This is a genomic window from Ruegeria sp. BHSB058, from assembly GCF_059613285.1.
In genome coordinates this window covers 60,578-79,667 of record NZ_JBXWSF010000002.1, presented here as the reverse complement: position 1 = coordinate 79,667, position 19,090 = coordinate 60,578, and the positions used below count along the sequence as shown (strand labels likewise).

The 19,090-nt window shown below is 56.0% G+C and carries 24 protein-coding genes; 15 read left to right on the top strand and 9 right to left on the bottom strand.

What is annotated here, in order from left to right; translation table 11 throughout:
• Positions 1-33: 33 nt before the first annotated feature.
• Genes AC2FNB_RS00960 through AC2FNB_RS00930 form a run of 7 tightly spaced genes read left to right on the top strand, consistent with a single transcriptional unit; the run spans position 34 to position 6,548 of the window.
• The gene (locus tag AC2FNB_RS00960; RefSeq protein WP_496743894.1) at positions 34-1,200 is read left to right on the top strand and encodes an OmpP1/FadL family transporter; all 1,167 of its coding nucleotides are present in this window, start codon (positions 34-36) and stop codon (positions 1,198-1,200) included.
• A gap of 60 nt (positions 1,201-1,260) precedes the next feature.
• Positions 1,261-2,205, top strand: a complete 945-nt coding sequence (locus AC2FNB_RS00955; protein ID WP_496743892.1) for a DMT family transporter — start codon at positions 1,261-1,263, stop codon at positions 2,203-2,205.
• Positions 2,206-2,251: 46 nt separating this feature from the next.
• The gene (locus tag AC2FNB_RS00950) at positions 2,252-3,124 is read left to right on the top strand and encodes an ATPase (RefSeq protein ID WP_480750891.1); all 873 of its coding nucleotides are present in this window, start codon (positions 2,252-2,254) and stop codon (positions 3,122-3,124) included.
• Between the two features lie 37 nt (positions 3,125-3,161).
• On the top strand, positions 3,162-4,079 hold the full coding sequence (metA, locus tag AC2FNB_RS00945; protein WP_480750890.1) for a homoserine O-acetyltransferase MetA: 918 nt from the start codon (positions 3,162-3,164) through the stop codon (positions 4,077-4,079).
• Positions 4,063-5,022 carry an alpha/beta fold hydrolase gene (locus AC2FNB_RS00940; RefSeq protein WP_496743890.1) on the top strand — a complete coding sequence of 320 codons (960 nt, stop codon included), beginning with the start codon at positions 4,063-4,065 and terminating at the stop codon, positions 5,020-5,022. Before metA ends, AC2FNB_RS00940 begins: the two co-directional genes overlap by 17 nt.
• Positions 5,023-5,071: 49 nt before the next feature.
• Positions 5,072-5,941: a polyphosphate kinase 2 gene (ppk2, locus tag AC2FNB_RS00935; RefSeq protein WP_496743888.1), complete on the top strand. Its 870-nt coding sequence runs from the start codon at positions 5,072-5,074 to the stop codon at positions 5,939-5,941.
• Positions 5,934-6,548: a TetR/AcrR family transcriptional regulator gene (locus tag AC2FNB_RS00930; protein ID WP_480750887.1), complete on the top strand. Its 615-nt coding sequence runs from the start codon at positions 5,934-5,936 to the stop codon at positions 6,546-6,548. Before ppk2 ends, AC2FNB_RS00930 begins: the two co-directional genes overlap by 8 nt.
• A 16-nt stretch (positions 6,549-6,564) precedes the next feature.
• Here AC2FNB_RS00930 and AC2FNB_RS00925 read toward each other — a convergent pair whose 3' ends face one another.
• The 5 genes from AC2FNB_RS00925 to rplM all read right to left on the bottom strand — a co-directional run bounded on the left by AC2FNB_RS00925 (position 6,565) and on the right by rplM (position 10,058).
• Positions 6,565-7,623: an adenylate/guanylate cyclase domain-containing protein gene (locus AC2FNB_RS00925; protein ID WP_480750886.1), complete on the bottom strand. Its 1,059-nt coding sequence runs from the start codon at positions 7,621-7,623 to the stop codon at positions 6,565-6,567.
• Complete coding sequence (locus tag AC2FNB_RS00920) at positions 7,620-7,988, bottom strand: group I truncated hemoglobin (RefSeq protein ID WP_480750885.1); 369 nt, start codon at positions 7,986-7,988, stop codon at positions 7,620-7,622. Before AC2FNB_RS00920 ends, AC2FNB_RS00925 begins: the two co-directional genes overlap by 4 nt.
• A gap of 168 nt (positions 7,989-8,156) precedes the next feature.
• On the bottom strand, positions 8,157-8,975 hold the full coding sequence (locus AC2FNB_RS00915) for a glycosyltransferase family 25 protein (RefSeq protein ID WP_496743885.1): 819 nt from the start codon (positions 8,973-8,975) through the stop codon (positions 8,157-8,159).
• Between the two features lie 135 nt (positions 8,976-9,110).
• Positions 9,111-9,593, bottom strand: a complete 483-nt coding sequence (gene rpsI, locus AC2FNB_RS00910; protein WP_480750883.1) for a 30S ribosomal protein S9 — start codon at positions 9,591-9,593, stop codon at positions 9,111-9,113.
• A 6-nt stretch (positions 9,594-9,599) separates the two neighbouring features.
• Positions 9,600-10,058, bottom strand: a complete 459-nt coding sequence (rplM, locus tag AC2FNB_RS00905) for a 50S ribosomal protein L13 (protein WP_496743883.1) — start codon at positions 10,056-10,058, stop codon at positions 9,600-9,602.
• 310 nt (positions 10,059-10,368) lie between these two features.
• On the opposite strand from rplM, the gene AC2FNB_RS00900 reads away from it, so the two are divergent.
• A complete protein-coding gene (locus AC2FNB_RS00900; protein ID WP_496743881.1) occupies positions 10,369-10,908 on the top strand; it encodes a hypothetical protein in 540 nt (179 codons plus the stop codon).
• Positions 10,909-10,934: 26 nt separating this feature from the next.
• On the opposite strand, the gene AC2FNB_RS00895 is transcribed toward AC2FNB_RS00900, so the two are convergent.
• Positions 10,935-12,338 (bottom strand): aminotransferase-like domain-containing protein, encoded by a 1,404-nt coding sequence (locus AC2FNB_RS00895; RefSeq protein ID WP_496743879.1) that lies wholly within the window; start codon positions 12,336-12,338, stop codon positions 10,935-10,937.
• Positions 12,339-12,438: 100 nt separating this feature from the next.
• On the opposite strand from AC2FNB_RS00895, the gene AC2FNB_RS00890 reads away from it, so the two are divergent.
• The gene (locus AC2FNB_RS00890; protein ID WP_496743877.1) at positions 12,439-12,666 is read left to right on the top strand and encodes a DUF1127 domain-containing protein; all 228 of its coding nucleotides are present in this window, start codon (positions 12,439-12,441) and stop codon (positions 12,664-12,666) included.
• Positions 12,667-12,729: 63 nt separating this feature from the next.
• On the opposite strand, the gene AC2FNB_RS00885 is transcribed toward AC2FNB_RS00890, so the two are convergent.
• A complete protein-coding gene (locus AC2FNB_RS00885) occupies positions 12,730-13,173 on the bottom strand; it encodes a PaaI family thioesterase (protein WP_480750878.1) in 444 nt (147 codons plus the stop codon).
• A gap of 58 nt (positions 13,174-13,231) precedes the next feature.
• Here AC2FNB_RS00885 and AC2FNB_RS00880 point away from each other — a divergent pair, with 58 nt between their 5' ends.
• From AC2FNB_RS00880 to gluQRS, 4 genes are all read left to right on the top strand, one after another.
• Positions 13,232-14,017, top strand: coding sequence for an enoyl-CoA hydratase (locus tag AC2FNB_RS00880; RefSeq protein ID WP_480750877.1), 786 nt, complete (start codon positions 13,232-13,234; stop codon positions 14,015-14,017).
• A 267-nt stretch (positions 14,018-14,284) separates the two neighbouring features.
• Positions 14,285-15,625, top strand: a complete 1,341-nt coding sequence (gene trmFO / locus AC2FNB_RS00875) for a methylenetetrahydrofolate--tRNA-(uracil(54)-C(5))-methyltransferase (FADH(2)-oxidizing) TrmFO (protein ID WP_496743875.1) — start codon at positions 14,285-14,287, stop codon at positions 15,623-15,625.
• A 37-nt stretch (positions 15,626-15,662) separates the two neighbouring features.
• Complete coding sequence (locus tag AC2FNB_RS00870; protein WP_496743873.1) at positions 15,663-16,277, top strand: class I SAM-dependent DNA methyltransferase; 615 nt, start codon at positions 15,663-15,665, stop codon at positions 16,275-16,277.
• Positions 16,274-17,119 carry a tRNA glutamyl-Q(34) synthetase GluQRS gene (gene gluQRS, locus AC2FNB_RS00865; RefSeq protein WP_496743872.1) on the top strand — a complete coding sequence of 282 codons (846 nt, stop codon included), beginning with the start codon at positions 16,274-16,276 and terminating at the stop codon, positions 17,117-17,119. Before AC2FNB_RS00870 ends, gluQRS begins: the two co-directional genes overlap by 4 nt.
• A 2-nt stretch (positions 17,120-17,121) precedes the next feature.
• On the opposite strand, the gene hisI is transcribed toward gluQRS, so the two are convergent.
• The gene (gene hisI / locus AC2FNB_RS00860) at positions 17,122-17,481 is read right to left on the bottom strand and encodes a phosphoribosyl-AMP cyclohydrolase (protein WP_480750873.1); all 360 of its coding nucleotides are present in this window, start codon (positions 17,479-17,481) and stop codon (positions 17,122-17,124) included.
• Between the two features lie 67 nt (positions 17,482-17,548).
• Between hisI and AC2FNB_RS00855 the strand changes: the two genes are divergently transcribed.
• Both AC2FNB_RS00855 and AC2FNB_RS00850 read left to right on the top strand, forming a co-directional pair.
• Entirely contained in the window at positions 17,549-18,001 is a 453-nt protein-coding gene (locus AC2FNB_RS00855; RefSeq protein WP_480750872.1) for an iron-sulfur cluster assembly scaffold protein, read from the top strand.
• A 56-nt stretch (positions 18,002-18,057) separates the two neighbouring features.
• Positions 18,058-18,696, top strand: a complete 639-nt coding sequence (locus AC2FNB_RS00850; RefSeq protein WP_496743870.1) for a MarC family protein — start codon at positions 18,058-18,060, stop codon at positions 18,694-18,696.
• Between the two features lie 185 nt (positions 18,697-18,881).
• On the opposite strand, the gene AC2FNB_RS00845 is transcribed toward AC2FNB_RS00850, so the two are convergent.
• Entirely contained in the window at positions 18,882-19,004 is a 123-nt protein-coding gene (locus tag AC2FNB_RS00845; protein WP_480750870.1) for a hypothetical protein, read from the bottom strand.
• Positions 19,005-19,090: the final 86 nt, after the last annotated feature.

Here is a 19,090-nt window from a genome sequence, read left to right as displayed (position 1 = left end):
AGGTCGCAAATTCGGAGCAAGAGGGAGACAAGAATGAAAATCGCACTTTCAAGTGCGCTGGCGTTGAGTTTGGGAGCAACGGCAGCATATGCAGGCGGTATCGACCGATCTGGTCAGGGCGTGAACATCCTTTTTGAAGAAGGCAATGTCGTGCAATTCCGTCTCGGCTATACAAATCCGGACGTGAGCGGCACGATGCCCAACCTTACGCCGGGGCCAACCTTTGGCCAGCCGGTCGATTCCGGTAATGTTGCCAACGATTTTTTCACGCCGCATCTGGCCTACAAGCGCGAATTGAACGAACGATTGGATTTCGCGCTGATTTATGACCAGCCATTTGGCGCCGATATTGCCTATGCCGCCAATTACCCCCTTTCGATCAACCCCATTCCCGGCGGTCGTTCGGATGTTCTTCGCGCGACGGCGGACACGGACGCAATCACCGCTTTGCTGCGCTACAAGTTTGACAACGGGTTCAGCGCAATCGGTGGCGTTCGCGCGCAGCGCGTCAAAGCGAATGTCGCGGTTCCGATCGCCGCCGGCTACGAGGTGAATACCAGCGCATCGACCGATTTCGGCTATGTGGTTGGGTTTGCCTGGGAACGCCCCGACATCGCGGCGCGCATCGCGTTGACCTACAACTCGGCGATCACTCACGACCTGTCGCAGACGGAATCCCTGAACCCGCCACCGGTTCCGCCCATCCCGCCCGGGTTTGTCGCCTCGTTCGATACCAACAGCGAAATCGAAACCCCCCAATCCGTGAACCTCGATTTCCAGACCGGCATTGCCGCAAACACCCTTTTGTTCGGCAGCATCCGTTGGGTGGACTGGCCGCAGTTGGTCTATAACCCGCCAAACTATCCCCCGACCACCAATCTCGTCGACTACGACGACCCGACCTTTACCTATACCCTGGGTATCGGCAGGAGCTTTACCGAGCAGTTTTCCGGGGCAATCACACTTGGCTATGAGACCTCAACAGGAGGCAGCGTGTCGAACCTTGGCCCGACAGATGGTTTCTGGAGTGTCGGTGTCGGTGGCACCTATACAATGGAAAAAGCAAAGATTTCTGGCGGTGTCCGCTATACGGATATCGGGGACGCGACTGCAAATGGCGCGGGCCCAAATGCCAGGGCCACGTTCACGGGCAACAGCGCCTGGAGCGTTGGCTTCCAGATCACCTACGCTCTGGACTGACGCCCTATCAGCCCAAAAAATCGACGCCCCGTCTGAACAGCGGGGCGTTTTTTATTTCGCATGTTTCGGGTCGCACCTGAGTTGGGCGCGTGGCAATACCTGGAAACCATGCAGCAGAAACATCTTTCTCCACAGGCCTGGGCCGAACTGATCCTCTTGGGGGTAATCTGGGGCGCTTCGTTCGTCTCGATCCGCATTGTACTGGATGAGGTGCCGGTTCTGACAACCGTGCTTCATCGCACATTCTGGGCCATGTGCGTGCTGTGGATGGTTGTTTTTCTTCAACGTCTTCCGTTGCCCCGAACCCCGGAGGTCTGGTTGGCCTTTCTGGTGATGGGTCTCTTGAACAACGTCTTGCCTTTTGGGCTGATGGCGTGGGGGCAACTTCATATCGAAAGCGGACTTACCTCGATACTGAATGCCACTACCGCCATTTTCGGCGTCATTGTGGCTGCTGCGCTATTTCGTGACGAACGTCTGACGCCGAGACGGGTGATCGGTGTGGTTTTGGGATTTCTGGGCGTTGCCACCGCTATCGGATTGCACAATCTTACAAATCTCGACCTGAAGAACTCGGCGCAGATCGCTGTACTTGCGGGCGCGTTTTCCTATGCCTGTGCCGGTGCATGGGCGCGTGTGAGGCTTTCACACCTTCCACCCCCAATCGCTGCCGCAGGTATGCTGAGCGGCTCAACCGCAGTTCTTCTTCCTGCGACATTGATGTTTGAGGGTGTTCCGGCTTTCGATCTGCAACCGGTTACCTGGATCGCGATCGGATACTATTCACTGGTCGCCACAGCCGGGGCTTACCTGCTCTACTATCGGGTTTTGTCGACTGCTGGCAGTGGCAACCTGATGTTGGTGACCCTCATTATCCCGCCGGTTGCAATTGTGTTGGGACTGTTTCTGCGCAATGAATCTCTTTCCCCGCAGGCATTTGGCGGCTTTGCGTTGCTGGCCGCAGGCTTGATCATCCTCAAGAAATCCGGACGTAACCGCAATTGACGCCGCCTGCCCCCCGATTTAGCAAGGGCCAAAAGGAAGGTGGGGCATGATTTACGGCTCGGCACAGGATTGGCGTCAGGCGCCGCGCAAGAAGATATTGTTTTTCGGAATGTCGGGACTGGGGAAAACCTATGTCTCGAACATTCTGCGTGATCAGGGGCAATGGTTTCATTACTCCATCGATTATCGCATCGGCACCCGGTACATGGGCGAGTACATTACCGACAATGCCAAAGCCGAAGCGATGAAAATCCCGTTTCTGCGCGATCTGCTGCTGTCGGATTCGATCTATATCGGGTCGAACATTTCCTTCGAAAACCTGACGCCTGTTGCGACCTACCTTGGCAAGCCGGGCAATCCTGCGCTTGGCGGGCTGGAGATTTCCGAATATCGCCGCCGTCAGGAACAGTTCCGTCTGGCCGAGATACACGCCCTGTTGGATACCGAGTATTTCATTGACCGGGCGCAGCGTCTTTATGGCTACCCGCATTTCATCTGCGATACCGGCGGATCGATTTGTGAATGGGTCAATCCCGATGATCCCAGAGATCAGGTTCTTTCCGAACTGTCACGCCATACGCTGATGATTTGGATCAAGGGAGATGACGCCCACACCGAAAGCCTGATCCGCCGCTTTGACAAAGCGCCAAAGCCGATGTCCTATCAGCCCGAATTTCTCAGCAGGGTCTGGGATGAATACCTGGCGGCCAATGACTGTGCCGCCGGTGATGTTGATCCCGATGCGTTCATCCGTTGGACCTATGCCCAGGCCCTGGCACATCGTCAGCCCAGATACGACGCCATGGCCAGAAACTGGGGCATTGCGGTCAGCGCCAACGAGATCGCCGCGATCCGCGATGCGTCTGATTTCGATGAGTTGATCGAGCGCACCCTTGAGAGCCGTGTCCAAGGCACCTAATTAACTGATTTCATTCTAAACGAAAAAGTCCGCACTGATGCCCATCAAGATCCCGTCCGACCTGCCCGCTTATGACGTCCTGACCAAGGAGGGCGTCATGGTCATGTCCGAAGATCAGGCAATGCGGCAGGACATCCGCCCGCTTCATATCGGTCTGCTGAATCTGATGCCCAAAAAGATCCAGACCGAAAACCAGTTCGCGCGATTGATCGGGGCCACCCCGCTCCAGATCGAGCTGAGCCTGATCCGCATGACCGAGCATCAGACCAGGAATACCGCCGCTGAACATATGGAGGAGTTCTATCGCCCTTTTCAGGAGGTCCGGGACGAAAAGTTCGACGGGTTGATTATTACCGGCGCTCCGATCGAGCATCTAGAGTTTGATGACGTCACCTATTGGGAAGAATTGCGGGAAGTCTTTGAGTGGACGCAAACCAGCGTACATTCCACTTTTGGCGTGTGCTGGGGCGGTATGGCGATGATCAATCACTTTCACGGCGTCAAGAAACACATGCTGGACGCCAAGGCGTTCGGGTGCTTTCGCCACCGAAATCTTGCTCCGGCCTCTCCCTTTCTGCGCGGTTTCTCGGACGATTGCGTCATTCCCGTCAGCCGCTGGACCGAAATGAAACAAGACGAGATCGACCTGGTTCCCGCCCTGCGCACCTTGCTTGGCAGTGACGAGGTTGGCCCGTGTCTGGTCGAAGACCCCGATCATCGCGCGATCTATATTTTCAATCATTTCGAATATGACAGCGATACGTTGAAACAGGAATACGATCGTGACGTGTCGAACGGAACACCGATCAACGTACCGACCAACTATTATCCGGACGACGATCCGTCCCGAATTCCGCAGAACCGCTGGAGAAGTCACGCGCATCTCCTATATGGTAACTGGATCAACGAAATATATCAGACAACTCCCTTCGATCTGGATGAAATTGGCCGTTAAACTCTTGATATCCATAGGGCTTGCAACCGCAGGCCTGACGGCGCTGGCAACTTGGCGTGCAGGCCATCTGGAGGCGCGCGCCGAGGTCGAGTTCCCCCCCGAAGGCGAATTCGTGACCGTGGATGGTGTGCGGGTTCACGCGGTGGTCATGGGCCAAGGTCCGGATGTGGTGCTGATCCACGGCTCGTCGGGCAACACGCGCGATATGACGTTTGCGCTGGCTCCGGCTTTGGCACAAAACTATCGCGTAATCGTTTTCGACCGCCCGGGGCTTGGCTATTCGGAAAGCTTCAACCCCAATGGCGAAAGCATTTTCGAACAGGCAGACATCCTGCAGAAGGCGGCGGCGCAGTTGGGGGCAGAAAAACCGATTGTCGTAGGCCAAAGCTATGGCGGGGCTGTGGCCCTGGCTTGGGCCGTCAGGCACCCTGACAACATTGCGGCGCTGGTCCCCGTGGCAGCCGCATCGAACCCCTGGTCAACGCCCCTAGATCTTTATCACCGTGTCACGTCTCATCCTGTCGGGGGTAAACTTCTTTCCCCGTTGATTACAGCCTTCGTTCCGGAAACTTACATCAACAGTGTGTTTGACGCGGTTTTTTCACCGCAAGCGGTACCCGATGGCTATTTGAGCCATTTTGGTTCCGGGCTTACTTTGCGCAGAGACTCCATGCGGGCAAATGCGAGACAGCGGGCCAATCTATTGGAAGAGATACACGCGCTCTATCCGCTTTATGGTGAAATAGCTGTTCCCACCGAAATCATCCATGGAACCGCCGACGACACCGTCGACCTTGACCTTCACTCCAACTCGCTGTCCCGTCAGATACCGGATGCCAACCTGGCTGTGGTCGAAGACATGGGACATATGCCTCAGGTGGTTTCGGTTCCCGACGTTGTCGCCGCAATCAACCGCGCCGCGGAACGTGCGGGTTTGCGTTAATCGGATTCACATCCCATAGTAAATTCCGGAAAACATTGGGAGACGCCGAATGGCCAAACCGAAAACTGGCGCGATCACCGCGTTTTTTCAGAACGATGCACCCGATGAAATCCGGAAAGCCATCGACAAGGCCGGAAAGGACGACATTCTTTCCCCGTCCTATCCGCACAAGGAGAAAATGAAGGGCAAGCATTACGACCGCGAAATGGAACTGCTGCAGATCGAGCTGGTTAAGCTGCAGGCCTGGGTCAAGGAAACCGGAAAACGGATCGCCATCATCTTTGAAGGGCGCGATGCCGCCGGTAAGGGCGGAACCATCAAACGCTTTCGCGAGAACCTTAACCCGCGCGGTGCGCGCGTTGTCGCGTTGTCGAAGCCTTCTGACGCCGAACGCACCCAATGGTATTTTCAGCGCTACATTCAACATCTTCCGTCTGCAGGCGAGATCGTGTTCTTCGACCGCAGCTGGTACAATCGCGGGGTTGTCGAGCATGTATTCGGGTTTTGCGAGGAAGCCGAGCGGGAACGTTTTTTCCGTCAGGTCGTGCCGCTAGAGCAGGGCCTGATCAACGATGGGATTCAGCTGTTCAAATTCTGGCTCAACGTTGGCCGCGCCGAACAATTGCGCCGGTTTCTCGCCCGGGAAACCGACCCGCTGAAGCACTGGAAGCTGAGCCCCATCGACATCAAGGGGCTGGAAAGATGGGATGCCTATTCCAATGCAATATCCGAAACCCTGACCCTCAGCCATACGGAGGTCAGCCCATGGATTGTGGTGCGTTCAGACGACAAGAAACGTGCGCGGCTGGCCGCAATCCGAACCATCTTGACTGCAATCGACTATGACGAAAAGGACGATGACGCCATTGGTCCGGTCGATCGGAAAATCTGTGGAGGCCCGGAAATCTGGGATGTCTAAACGCGGCTATCACCACGGAAATCTCAAACAGGCTTTGATCGATGCAGCCCTCAAGCTGATCGAGGAAAAGGGGCCGACCGGTTTCACTTTGTCCGAAGCGGCCAAGACTGCGGGTGTCACCCCGGCAGCAGTCTATCGCCACTTCGAAGGGCGCGAAGATCTGATTGCCGAGGCGGCGCGCCAGGGTTTCGAAATGTTCGCCGACCTGATGCAATACGCCTATGACAAAGGGCAACCATCTGCTTTGGCCGCGTTCGAAGCAACGGGACGCGCCTATCTGGCCTTTGCCCGAAAACATCCGGGTCACTACATATCGATGTTCGAAAGCGGAGTATCGTTGAACCGAACCCCCGAACTCGCTGCGGCAGCCAACCGCGCCAAGGCCGTTCTGGAAAAGGCGGCGGCCGATCTGTCGCAGCACATCCCACCCGAAAAACGCCCCCCCGCCTCGATGTTCAGTGCACATATCTGGGCGATGAGCCACGGCGTGGTCGAACTCTATGCCCGAAATACGGGAACAGCATCGCCCTTTCCTCCTGAAGACCTTCTGGAAACCGGAATCGGTATCTATCTGCGTGGATTGGGCCTGATCGCGCCAGATGAGTGAATGATCACAGGGAAAGTCAAAACCGTGGGCTGGGGTGCGGCTTGCGAAGCTGGGACGTGACGTTGATCAAGTCAACGGTTCCCATTCCCTTGATATCCACCGGCCCCAAATCAGACACCTGGAACTCGTCAATCAAGGCAAATTTCATCTCTTCCGGTGCCACGATCTTCATCGGATTGGCAAAGACCTGAAGACGAGAAGCCATGTTCACGGCCGGGCCGAAAACGTCATAGACATATTTCTGGATGCCCACGACCGAACCGACGGCAGCACCTGTTCCCAACCCGATCCGCGCCCGCCATTTGTGCGGATGGCTTTCGTTACGTCGTTCCAGATACCTCAAGAAACGGGTGGCGCAATGCGCGACCGCGGTTGCATGATCCGGAGTCGGATCGGGCATGCCGGATACCGCAAGATAGGCATCCCCAATGGTTTTGATCCGTTCGCACCCGTATTGTTCGACGATCCGATCGAAAGCGGTGAAGATATCGTTCAACTCTCCCAGCGTTATCGTGGGATCGGTTTTCGCGGCAAAATCCGTGAAATCGACAAAGTCCAGCATCACGACCGAGACACTCTCGTAAAGCTGCGGGGTAACGACGCCAAAGGTCTTGAACTCTTCATATACCGATCTTGGCATGAGGTTCAAAAGCAGCCGCTCTACCCTTTCCTTCTCGCGTTCCAGTTCCCGCGTGTTCCGCTCGACCATTGTCGAATAGCTGTCGATCATGCTTTCCAGCTCGCGGATTCGGGTGATGTTCTGGCATTCGACGACAAGTATTTTTTCATCCAACGAGTTGGCCAGTGAAATCGCAATCGCAAATATCAGCGTCCGCCGCTTGGGCTTGATCTGTAATTCGATCGTATATCGCAGACCATTGGTGCGGACATTATCCAGTTCCGCAGTGTCCAACCCCTGCAGGACGTCGGTCAGAGTGGCCTCTGCCTCCGGTTTTCCGAACCACTCGGCAAAGGGTTCGTTTTGAAATACAAACGTTAGATCCGAGGCACGGACCACGGCAATTCCGACACCAATTGCACGCAAAAGATGCTCGTTGATGGCGGCAATACTCATGCCGCGTCCCGGACAACGATTATGGAACGTTTACCTTCGATGGCCGTCAATGCCGTCCTTATATCCTCTTCCGTCAAGCCATGCGCCGCCAGAGCGTTGGCAAACAGGTTGGTCATCTCGTCGAAATCAGTATGGCTGATGTTGAGATTTCGATGAACCGCCTCGATCCTCTCATCGCTGAACGAGGCTGGCCCGCCAATAAGAGAAGAGATGAATTTCGTCTGATGATCCATTAGCCGCGGCATGTCGATATCCGCGAAATAGTCCCCGATCTGGTCGGAATCCAAGGCCATCTCATAGAATGTCATTACGATCCGGCTGATGGTTTTGAACCCGCCGTATTTCTCGTAAATTGTTTGGCTCATGCACCCTCACCGGAAAACCACTGCGCATCTAACATGGTTAGGATAGTACATAAGGCGGCTTTTGTTAAACTTTTTGAATATACGACCATTACTCGATCTAATCGCTGGGCATTAACGCCCTTCCGAGGTTCGTCCGAACTTGCCCGGTCGCGGCACATACTTGCGATATCAGACGCTCAGATCGTCAGCCCCTGGAATGAAGCCGATAAAGCCCCCACCCTTTTTGAGGCGGGCATCACCGCCGACTTTGCGCCGCAATTTTTCACCCGCACCATAGAGCTCCCTGCGCAGGCGAAACCATGGTGGTCCCTTGTCAAGATTGCTGTTTATGGTCGGATCGGATTCCCGTTCGCTGGATTTTACCACCGCATCCAAATTCGAAGGAGACTTCGACCAGACAAGCTGAACTCCAACGGCTGGAAACGCCTGAAACATCTTCCAGTCTGGGCGGGGGATGGAGATGAAATCGTCCAGATGATCGGAGTAGTATCGAGACCAGTTCAGTAGTTTGCGGCATCCGCCTTGGGACAAGACATAGGCTGCTGCACTGGGTGCCATCTCCAGCATTGGCCTTACGCACATGCCGTTAAGAACCTGCTTCGGCCCAAATCGAAGTGCGCGTGGCGAATAGTCGAGTTTGACCATGTCGAACTCTTCAGACGCTTCGAGAACAGCCCTGATGACACGACCCGCACTGCAGGACATTTGCACGTCATCCTCGAAAATCGCTACGGCAGCGAGATCATCAGCGACCGCCCGCTGCCATATGGCCCTGTGACTTTCGAAACAGGCGATTTCGCTAAGCTTCAACCCCCATCGCAGGCCGCTGCCGGGACGATACCCGTTTCCGAACGCACCTGGAGGCTTGCTGGCATCGACAGCGCTGAAACGCGTCGCCGCCAGTTCCAAAGAGTTGAACTGCTGCTCCATGAATTCCCGGCGCTGGGGAACACGGTCCAGATTGATGTAGTATATTCCGGTTTGCATATCGCTGCTCGCCCGCCAACCTATCCAACCGCTTCGCGCATGCGCATTAGTATCGCGCTAGGGCAGAAAATGGAAAGATCGCACAAAAAAGGCCGCGCACCCGGCGCGGCCCTTTTGAAACTTGGAACCCGAAGATTAACGCTTCGAGAATTGGAACGAACGGCGGGCCTTGCGCTTACCGAATTTCTTACGTTCCACAACGCGGCTGTCGCGGGTCAGGAAGCCAGCGGCTTTCAGTGCGCCACGCAGGTTCGGATCGTACAGCTGCAGGGCTTTCGAGATGCCGTGCTTGACCGCGCCGGCCTGACCGGTCAGGCCACCGCCCTTGACGGTTGCGACAACGTCGAATTCACCTTCGACACCGGCAACCTGGAACGGCTGGCGCAGGATCAGCTGCAGAACGGGACGAGCAAAATAGACGTCCTGATCTTTGCCATTCACGGTGACCTTTCCGGAACCCGGCTTGATCCAAACGCGGGCAACGGCGTCTTTACGCTTGCCAGTAGCATATGAACGGCCCAGCTCGTCGCGAACGGGTTCGCGCGGTTCGTCTGCAACCAGGGTTTCAACGCCTGCGACGGCGCTCAGCTCTTCGAGAGTATTGATCTGATCAGCCATCGGTCATTAGCTCCGGGTGTTTTTCTTGTTCATGGACTTCACGTCCAGAACTTCGGGCGCTTGCGCCTCATGAGGATGCTCGGCACCGGCGTAAACGCGCAGGTTGGTCATCTGCTGACGCGCCAGACGGTTGCCCGGCAGCATGCGCTTGACCGCCTGGGTCACGACGCGCTCGGGGTGTGCGCCTTCAAGGATCTGCTGCTTGGTGCGCGACTTGATGCCACCCGGGTGGCCAGTGTGCCAATAGAAGTGCTCTTCGCGCTTCTTGCCGGTCATCTGGATTTTGTCAGCGTTTATCACGATGACATTGTCGCCCATGTCCATGTTCGGGGTGAACGACGCTTTGTGCTTGCCACGCAGGCGCATGGCGACGATCGAGGCAAGACGGCCCAGAACAACACCCTCGGCGTCGATCAGGATCCACTTCTTGTCGATGTCTGCAGGTGTTGCAGAAAAGGTTTTCATGGCAGGATAGTCCTGTTTGATGTGAAAGACCGACCCAATGGGCCGGCCCGAATTCGATGCTCGGGTTTTATTTGCGGATTGATTGCACGTCAAGTGCGCCAACATCCATTTAATTGTTTGTTTTTAATGTCTTAAAAAATAGGTAATATTTTACCCCATATCTAGCAAGCTAGAGACCGGGCAGTTCAGTAGCAGTTTCGCAACAGCACCCGCCAATGGAGAAATAAAATCCCATTACTCGCTTGACCGTATGTCCCCAAGTCTCGACATGGGGAGACTTAGAATAACTACATAACTACTAGGAAAAACAATGAAATACCGAGTGTTTGCAATTCTGGCAGGATCTGCGCTTTTAGCCGCGTGCACCAACGGGGCTCCGATTACTTCTCCACCTGTGCAAGTGACTGTAAAAAACAGCAGCATCAACAATAGCAGGATCCTTGGCTACACCGAACCAGTTGTACGCACATTCCTTTCTCAGGGCGATGGTACAGAAGTCATTCAGGAAGTCTCCCACAATCAAAAACAAAAGAGCCCCAGCGAATCTGAAATAACCGGTGTCGCTTGCGAAATAGATTCAGCTGAAATTTCGGCAAAATTTGTTACCCCGGCAATCGTGCGTGTCCCCAAGTTCAAAGGTAGACCGACGACAATTCGCATGAAATGTGCCACGGAAACACTCGAAGCTACTTATAAGTTTGAGCCTACCCTTGACGGCGTGATAGTCGCGGGCCCGTCCGTTGCAGGATTGATTGCAGCAGCAGTCTCTGCGGGTGTTGCGGCCAGCCAGAATAGCTGGAGCTATGGCGCAAACGATATTTCGGCTTGGATACCTCTTACCGAAAAATAGTAATTGCGCCCGAGACACCCGCCCGATCAAACACTAATTTGCTCTGGCGGGTTGTCCAGAAGTTTGCGCAACCTAAGCATTGCCTCTTCGAACCGTGTCAGCGAAACATGCGCGTTCATGGCGATACGCACCGCGTTCGGCGCACGGCCATCCCGCAAAGCGAATTCGTCTGCCGAGCGCAACTGTATTCCTTCCCGCTCGGCAGCTCGCGTAAACGCCGCTGACCGCCACCCCGAGGGCAACCTCAGCCAAACAAACGGCACTTGCGGATCCCACACCAGATCGAACCCTCCGAGCGAATTCACAGCAACACGGACGTATTCAGACATACGTGCCCTGATTTCGTTGGCCAGATCACGCGTCCGAGGATCGCTGAGAAGCAGCCTTGTCAATTCAACCAGTGGCTGGGCCAGCCCGAAGTAACCATACTCGGCAGACCGCCTCAAATCCCCACTTCGCCCTTCTGGGGCGATTGCAAATCCGACTCGCAAAGCGGGTGTCAAAGTTTTCGAGATCGACGAAACATGCCACCCTCGTTCCGGGGACAAAGCGCGATAGCTTGGCGCGCGCGCATCGCCCATCCGATAGCAGTCATCCTCGATGATCTGCAGATCATACTTGCGCGCAACCGCGACGATTTCCTTGCGCCGCTCCAGGGGAGAGTGGCTGCCGGTCGGGTTCTGCACTTCGGGAGATACACAAACCGCCTGCGCCGAAGTTTGACGCAGGACATGATCCATCGCTTCGGGGCTGATGCCCCATTTGTCCATCCTGATCCCGATCACTTCCGCACGCATCAACTCTCCGGCGCGCCGGAACCCGGCATAAGACAGGTCTTCGACCAGAAGAACAGGTTTCGGGCCACTCAGAATCGTCTGGAACACGACGCACAAACCGTTCTGACCGCCATGCGTCAAAACGATATCGTCGGACGTCACAGGCCCGAGCGGTAGTTCGGACAGCCAATCCACAACCGCCTGACGAGCGGGTTGGTATGCGTCGCGCGTTGGATAGTTCAGGAACATCGCCGGATCGGCCCGCGCCACCTTGTTCAAGCACTCTCGTATAAGCGCCACCTGCCCCACGTCCGCCAACCGGGGACTGAACAGGCTGACATGCCTTTCATTTTCCGCCTCTTGCAAATGCAGTTGCCTGGACCAAACGTCATCCATGATCGGAGATTTCGGAGGGGCGACAAATGTACCGCGCCCCACCTCGGCCTGAAGCAAACCTTCATCCGTTAGAACCGTATAGGCCCGCGCCACAGTTCCGGGTGTAATACCCAGCTTGAATGCCAGTTCGCGGACTGGTGGCAACTTGGCGCCTACATCCAAAGCTTTTGAATCTATCGCTTTTCTGATGGTGTCGGCCACCAGTGTATACTTGGGTCCTTGGGTTTGAGGCAGCGCATCGGTCCAAATTGTACTCATTACAATCTTTCCTTTGCCTTTAGGTGATTCCGGAATGTATCAAGCACTTGTATCAATCAGCTCAATATTGTGTCAATACAATTTGGAAAGGACATCCGTCATGACACGCGCAATGCACAACCCCGCCCTGTCGCTGCTGAACGCCAGCCCCCGGCTGCCGCTGATCGCTGCTCTGGCCGTGCGTTTTGCCGCGACCGTGACACGTTGGGAGCAACGCCGCCGCAGCCGGATCAACCTGAGCCGGTTGGACGACAGGATGCTCAAGGATGTTGGGCTGACGCGAATGCAGTCCCGTCGCGAGGCGAGCCTGCGATTCTGGCAGCTGTAAACTATCCCCAGTCCCGGTTATTTCGGGACCTCTTCCTGGGCCGGGGACGTTCCCCGGCCTTTTTTAACCCGCCGAGGCTGCAACTGACCCTGCGGGCGGTATCGAATAGGTCATCGTTGCGCGTGCAACAGGCTTGTCGGAGCCTTCCGAAAACATGAGAACATCCCCGACGGCCAGGGTGCGCCCAAGCTTGAGCAACCGGCATTCGGCTCTCATTTGCGCGGCGCCGTCCGGTTTGCGCATGAAGTCCATCGAGCAATTTGTGGTAACAGCCAGCGCCATGCGCCCCAAGCGCGCAAGCACTATCGCGTAGACACTGACATCCGCCAAAGCGAACATTGACGGCCCAGACACTGTCCCGCCCGGGCGCAAATGCCGCTCGGCAGTCAGAAGACGCATAGTCACTGATTCCTCGGTTAGATTGTCGATGGCAAAATCCTCTTTGACCTGCGGAAACACCTCGGCCAAGTAATCCGCCAGTTCTTCCTTGTTCATTGCCAACGACATTCTTCCCCTCCTCCGTTTCTGTGCTTAGAGTTGCCCCGACTTACGAGGGGAGAGCAAGATGGCAATTCTGGAACGTCACGACACGGACGCCGTTCGGCACTTACGCCTTAACGCGCCGGATCGGCTGAACGCCCTGAGTGACGAAATGCTCGCGGCACTACAGATGGAACTGGATGCGTTGCACCAGGCCAGGGAAATCCGCGCGGTGATCCTGTCGGGGGCGGGCAAGGCATTTTGCGCGGGTCACGACCTGAAACAGATGACCGCAGGACGCCAAAACGAGGACAAGGGGCGCGCGTACTTCAAGGATCTTTTCGACCGGTGCGCCCGCGTAATGATGACGATCCAGCAAGTACCGCAACCCGTGATCGCTCAGGTACACGGGATCGCAACAGCCGCAGGGTGTCAGCTTGTGGCCACCTGCGATCTGGCAATTGCGGCCGACGGTACCCGCTTTGGTGTGAATGGTGTAAATATCGGCCTGTTCTGCTCTACCCCCATGGTGGCGCTCAGCCGGAACATTCCCCGCAAGCAGGCATTTGAGATGCTGACCACTGGACAGTTTATCGATGCGGCACGCGCGACTGAACTCGGCCTGATCAACCGCGCTGTTCCCGCACAGGAGCTGGCAGAGCAGGCACAGGACCTCGCAGAACTCGTCGCTTCGAAACTTGGGAGTGCCGTCAAGATCGGCAAGCAGGCGTTTTACCATCAAATCCCGATGCCTGTCGACCAAGCCTATGCCTATACCGGCGAGGTGATGGTCGAAAACATGCTCAACCGTGACACCGAAGAGGGAATTGCCGCATTTATCGAAAAAAGAGACCCAAGTTGGACACAATAGGTCGCTGGTGGCCTTATTGATTCAACTTGTTGATATCTTTCTGATCCTTCCCTTCATTTTGCTTTCAAGTTCGGTCTTATTGTGGCAAGGATTAAGTAAGGCAAAGACCTGACCGACACTTTTGGGTCGCCGCAGGCGGAAGGTCCCTCCAGGCCGGATTCTCTCACCGGCGTTGACATTCCCGTACCGGCGACCCCAAATCCCCCCAAAATCGCGACAAGCTTTCTGGCGTTGCACTAAGTGGTGCCCTGCCCTATGTGGCTCAGCATGACAGAGGCATTGCATATCGTTGGCGGCGGCATGGCCGGGTCCGAGGCCGCCTGGCAGGCGGCGGAAATGGGCGTTGATGTGGTCATCCACGAAATGCGCCCCAAAGTCGGTACTTTTGCGCATCACACCGGCAATCTGGCCGAGATGGTTTGTTCCAACTCGTTTCGCTCGGATGACGACGAACAGAACGCGGTTGGCCTTTTGCATTGGGAAATGCGCGCGGCGAACGGCCTGATAATGACTACGGCAGACGCGCATCGCCTGCCGGCCGGCGGGGCCCTGGCCGTTGATCGTGATCCGTTTGCGGAGGCCGTGACGGCGAAGCTGCGTGCGCATCCTCGCGTCTCGATCTCTGAGGAGGAAGTGACAACGCTGCCCGGCAGCGGCACATGGATATTTGCGACCGGCCCCCTGACCTCGCCCACACTTGGAGCGTCGATCAGGGAGAAAACCGGTGCCGAGTCGCTGGCCTTTTTTGACGCCATTGCCCCCATTGTCTATGCCGACAGCATAGACATGTCGCAGGCATGGATGCAGTCGCGCTATGACAAGGGCGATACCGAAGAGGAGCGCACTGCGTACCTGAACTGTCCGATGGATCGCGATCAATACGAAGCGTTCATCGATGCGCTGCTGGACGCAGACAAAACCGAGTTTCATGAAGGTGAAACGGCAGGATACTTTGATGGCTGCCTGCCAATCGAAGTCATGGCGGAACGCGGGCGCGAGACTTTGCGCCACGGGCCAATGAAGCCGGTTGGCCTGACAAACCCGCACCACCCGGATGTAAAGCCCTATGCGGTTGTTCAACTGCGTCGCGACAATGCGCTGGGAACTTTATTCAATATCGTTGGCTTTCAAACCAAGATGAAATACGGCGCCCAGACTGACGTGTTCCGCTTGATCCCGGGTTTGGAAAACGCCAGCTTTGCGCGGCTAGGTGGAATTCACCGCAACACGTTCATCAATTCACCCACGTTGCTAGACTCCGAGATGCGGTTGAAATCGCAGCCAAACATCCGCTTTGCCGGGCAAATCACGGGCGTCGAAGGCTATGTCGAGAGCGCCGCCATGGGTCTTTTGGCTGGCCGTTTCGCCGCAGCTGAAATCCTAGGCGATCACCTTCCACAAGTTCCGCAGGACAGTGCGATGGGGGCCTTGATCCATCACATTACAGGCGGGGCCGAGGCCAAGACCTTTCAGCCAATGAACGTGAATTTTGGCCTGTTCCGCCTTGTCGACGGTCTGAAAGGCGGTCGCCGCGGCCGCAAGGATCGTTACAAGGCCTATACTGACCGGGCCAAAGCGGCCTGGCTGGATTGGTTGGCGCAATCCTGACTGGACGTACGCGAAATCTCATGCCTAATGTTCAGGTATGAGTGAGAAATTTCTGAAGAACACTTACGATCTGCAGTCGCCCGAAGCCACGCGCGAGCACTATCAGAAATGGGCCGCGACCTATGACGAGGAGATCGGGGAGAACGGCTATGTCACACCGGGCCGCATAGCTGAAGCGCTTTGGTCGAAGCTCCCGGAACCCGACACGCCGATTCTGGATTATGGATGCGGAACAGGTTTGTCAGGCGTTGCCTTGTCACGGGTCGGATTCAAGACCATCGACGGCATGGATCCTACCCCCAAGATGCTTGAGGGAGCAGCTGCCAAGAATGTTTATCGCGATTTGAAAACTTTCGACATCACCAATCCGAACCCGCTCGTTCAAGGATCTTACAAGGCCATTACCGCCGCCGGGGTTCTGGGCGTGGGCGCCGCTCCGCCTGCAACTTTCGACCTGCTCATGAAGGCGTTGCCAAAGGGTGGTCTGCTCGCATTTTCGCTCAATGATCATGCTTTGGCGGATCGTGCGTATACGGGTCGCCTAAGCGAATGGCTTGATATGGGTGCTGCACGACTATTGTTCCGCGAACATGGAACGCACCTTCCGGGATTGAACCTGAAGTCCGAAGTATACGTTGTTGAAAAAGCGTGACAATAACGACCCGCTTTGCCCCTTCACCTACCGGACCTCTGCATTTGGGACACGCCTTTTCTGCCCTGATCGCCCGAGACATGGCCCACGACAATGGTGGTACATTCCTGTTGAGGATCGAGGATATCGATACCTCGCGATCCCGGCTGCACTGGGAAACCCAAATCTATGACGACCTGCTTTGGCTAGGCTTGTCATGGCCAGAACCCGTCATGCGCCAGAGCAGCAGACTGCCCCGTTACAGGCAAGCTCTGGAACACCTGATTTCCAAGGGTGTGGTCTATCCCTGCCGCTGCAATCGCACGGACATCGAGGCCGCAGCGGGCGCGCCACAAGAAGGCGTACCGCAATTCGGACCTGACGGGCGGATCTATCCGGGGACTTGCCGCGCGCGACCCATTTCGGAGACCGGGCCCGATGATGTTCTGCGTCTTGATATCTCAAAGGCGCTGGCGTGCACTGATCGTCGTTCATTTCAGGAAACCGGCCCGCAACATACCGGTTTGCATCGACTTGAACCGGACATCCTGTTGGCTGGTGTTGGCGACATCATCCTTGTTAGGCGCAACATGGGAAGCTCCTATCACCTGTCGGTCGTTGTCGACGATGCAGATCAACAGATCACTCATGTCACAAGGGGCGAGGATCTGTTCGAAGCCACCCGGATTCACGTTCTTTTGCAAACACTTTTGGGCGTTCCAACACCGATCTATCACCATCACCGCCTGATCCGTGATGAGTTCGGCAAACGTCTGGCCAAGCGTGATGATGCCCGAGCAATAGGAAAATTTCGCGACGACGGCGCGACTCCGGAAGATATCCGGGCCTTGGTCGGGTTTTGAGGTCAGGCCTCGGGTGCCATCAACTCCACTTCTTCACCGTTCCGAACTGCGACATAGAAACAGCTCCGCCGGTTGGTGTGGCAGGCTGGGCCGGTCTGTCGGACCTTCACCAATAAGCAATCTCGATCGCAATCGACCTGAAAATCCACCAATTCCTGCACGTGGCCGGAACTTTCACCCTTGACCCAGAAGGCCTGACGCGATCGGGACCAATAGGTCACGCGACCTGTTTCCAGCGTCTTCGCAACTGCCTCAGCATTCATCCAGGCCATCATCAGAACTTCGCCTGATGCCTCATCCTGGGCTATTGCAGGAACAAGGCCGGCATCGTTGTATTTCAGCGAAGAAGGATCGAACATCATGGACAAAAACCTTTTGCATCCCGGAGCACGGCCACTATGTATGGGGAACAGACCACGAGGGAAACCCATGTCCGGCGAGACCGATCTGATCAAGCTTTATTCCGGCCGCATACTGGCGCTCGCGGCGGATATTCCGCATCTCGAACGGCTGGAACACCCGGACGCAACAGTCAAGAAGCGTTCGCCCCTTTGTGGATCAACCGTGACAGTCGACATCAAGGTCGAAGACGGCAAAATCATCAACTTTGGGCAGGACGTAAAAGCGTGCGCATTGGGACAGGCATCGGCATCGGTCGTAGGGGGCGCCATCATAGGCGCGACGCGACAACAAGTTGAAGCTGCCCGAGATCAACTCAAGGCGATGCTCAAGAACGACGGACCTGCACCAGATGCCCCTTTTGATGGGCTGGAGGTGTTGATGCCAGCTCGCGACTATAAAAATCGCCACGCTTCAATCCTTTTGGTTTTGGATGCCACGGCAGAAGCAATGGCAAAGGCAGAGCAAGCCAATTGCGCATGAACATGGATTTTGCGAACAAACCGGCCTAGTCTGCGGCCAGTTTGTTGGTGGAGTTCATGTCTGATCTTCTCGAGACGTTTGTCACCCTTTGGGTGGTTATCGACCCCATTGGTACGATCCCTGTTTTTGTGGCCGTGACCGCAATGCTGGATGCCAGAGCGCGCCGATGGGCCGCATTTCAAGCCGCCCTTGTGAGTGCAGGGGTCCTTTTGTTTTTTCTGATCTTCGGTCAATTGCTGATCGAAGCTCTGGATATAGGGTTGAATTCGTTCCAGGTCGCAGGTGGAATCATTCTTTTCCTGTTCGCTCTCACCATGATCTTTGGAGAGAGCAAGGCAAACTCGGATCGGCGCCAGATAGAGGAAGAGACCGCCGAGGAAATCCAGAAACCAAATCCCGCCATATTCCCACTTGCCGTGCCTTCCCTTGCCTCTCCCGGTGCAATGCTCGCGATTGTCATCCTCACCGACAACACAAGGTTCGGCGTTGCCGACCAAACCATCACGGCGGCGGTCATGCTGACGGTGATCGCCATTGCGTTCGTCATGATGCTCTTGGCCGATCCGATCATTCGCCTGATCGGCCACGCAGGATCGGCCATTGTCAGTCGCGTGATGGGGATGATCCTGGCGTCGGTCGCCGCTCATTCCGTTTTGTCAGCTCTTCTTGATATCTTCGAGACCGGCCAGCTTTGAAAAAAACCGCCGCTCCTCCCGGGCGGAGAGGGCGGCGGCAGGTTGTGCGTGTCTCGCGAGGGATCCGGATAGCCAGTTCGAGGCCGAGGCATGGCCTCTCAAGGGTCTTGGGACAGGTCGTTACCCAGGCATCCAAATGGGGATAAAGATGCAGGCGGCCGGCACGAGATCGCAGGCAGAAAGGGTCAGAAACCTCCGGGCAGGTGGAGCGCAACCATCAGCATCACAACCAGGGAAGCGGCGCCAACAGCGTCTTGCAGCAGCGTTTCCTGCGAACGGTTCAATGCGGTCTTGATCTGCTTCAGCATGCTCTCACCTCCGGTCAGGTTTAATCCTTTGTTGACCTTTTGTTCTCATTTTTCATCGGGTCTGTAAAGAACTTTTTGAGAACATT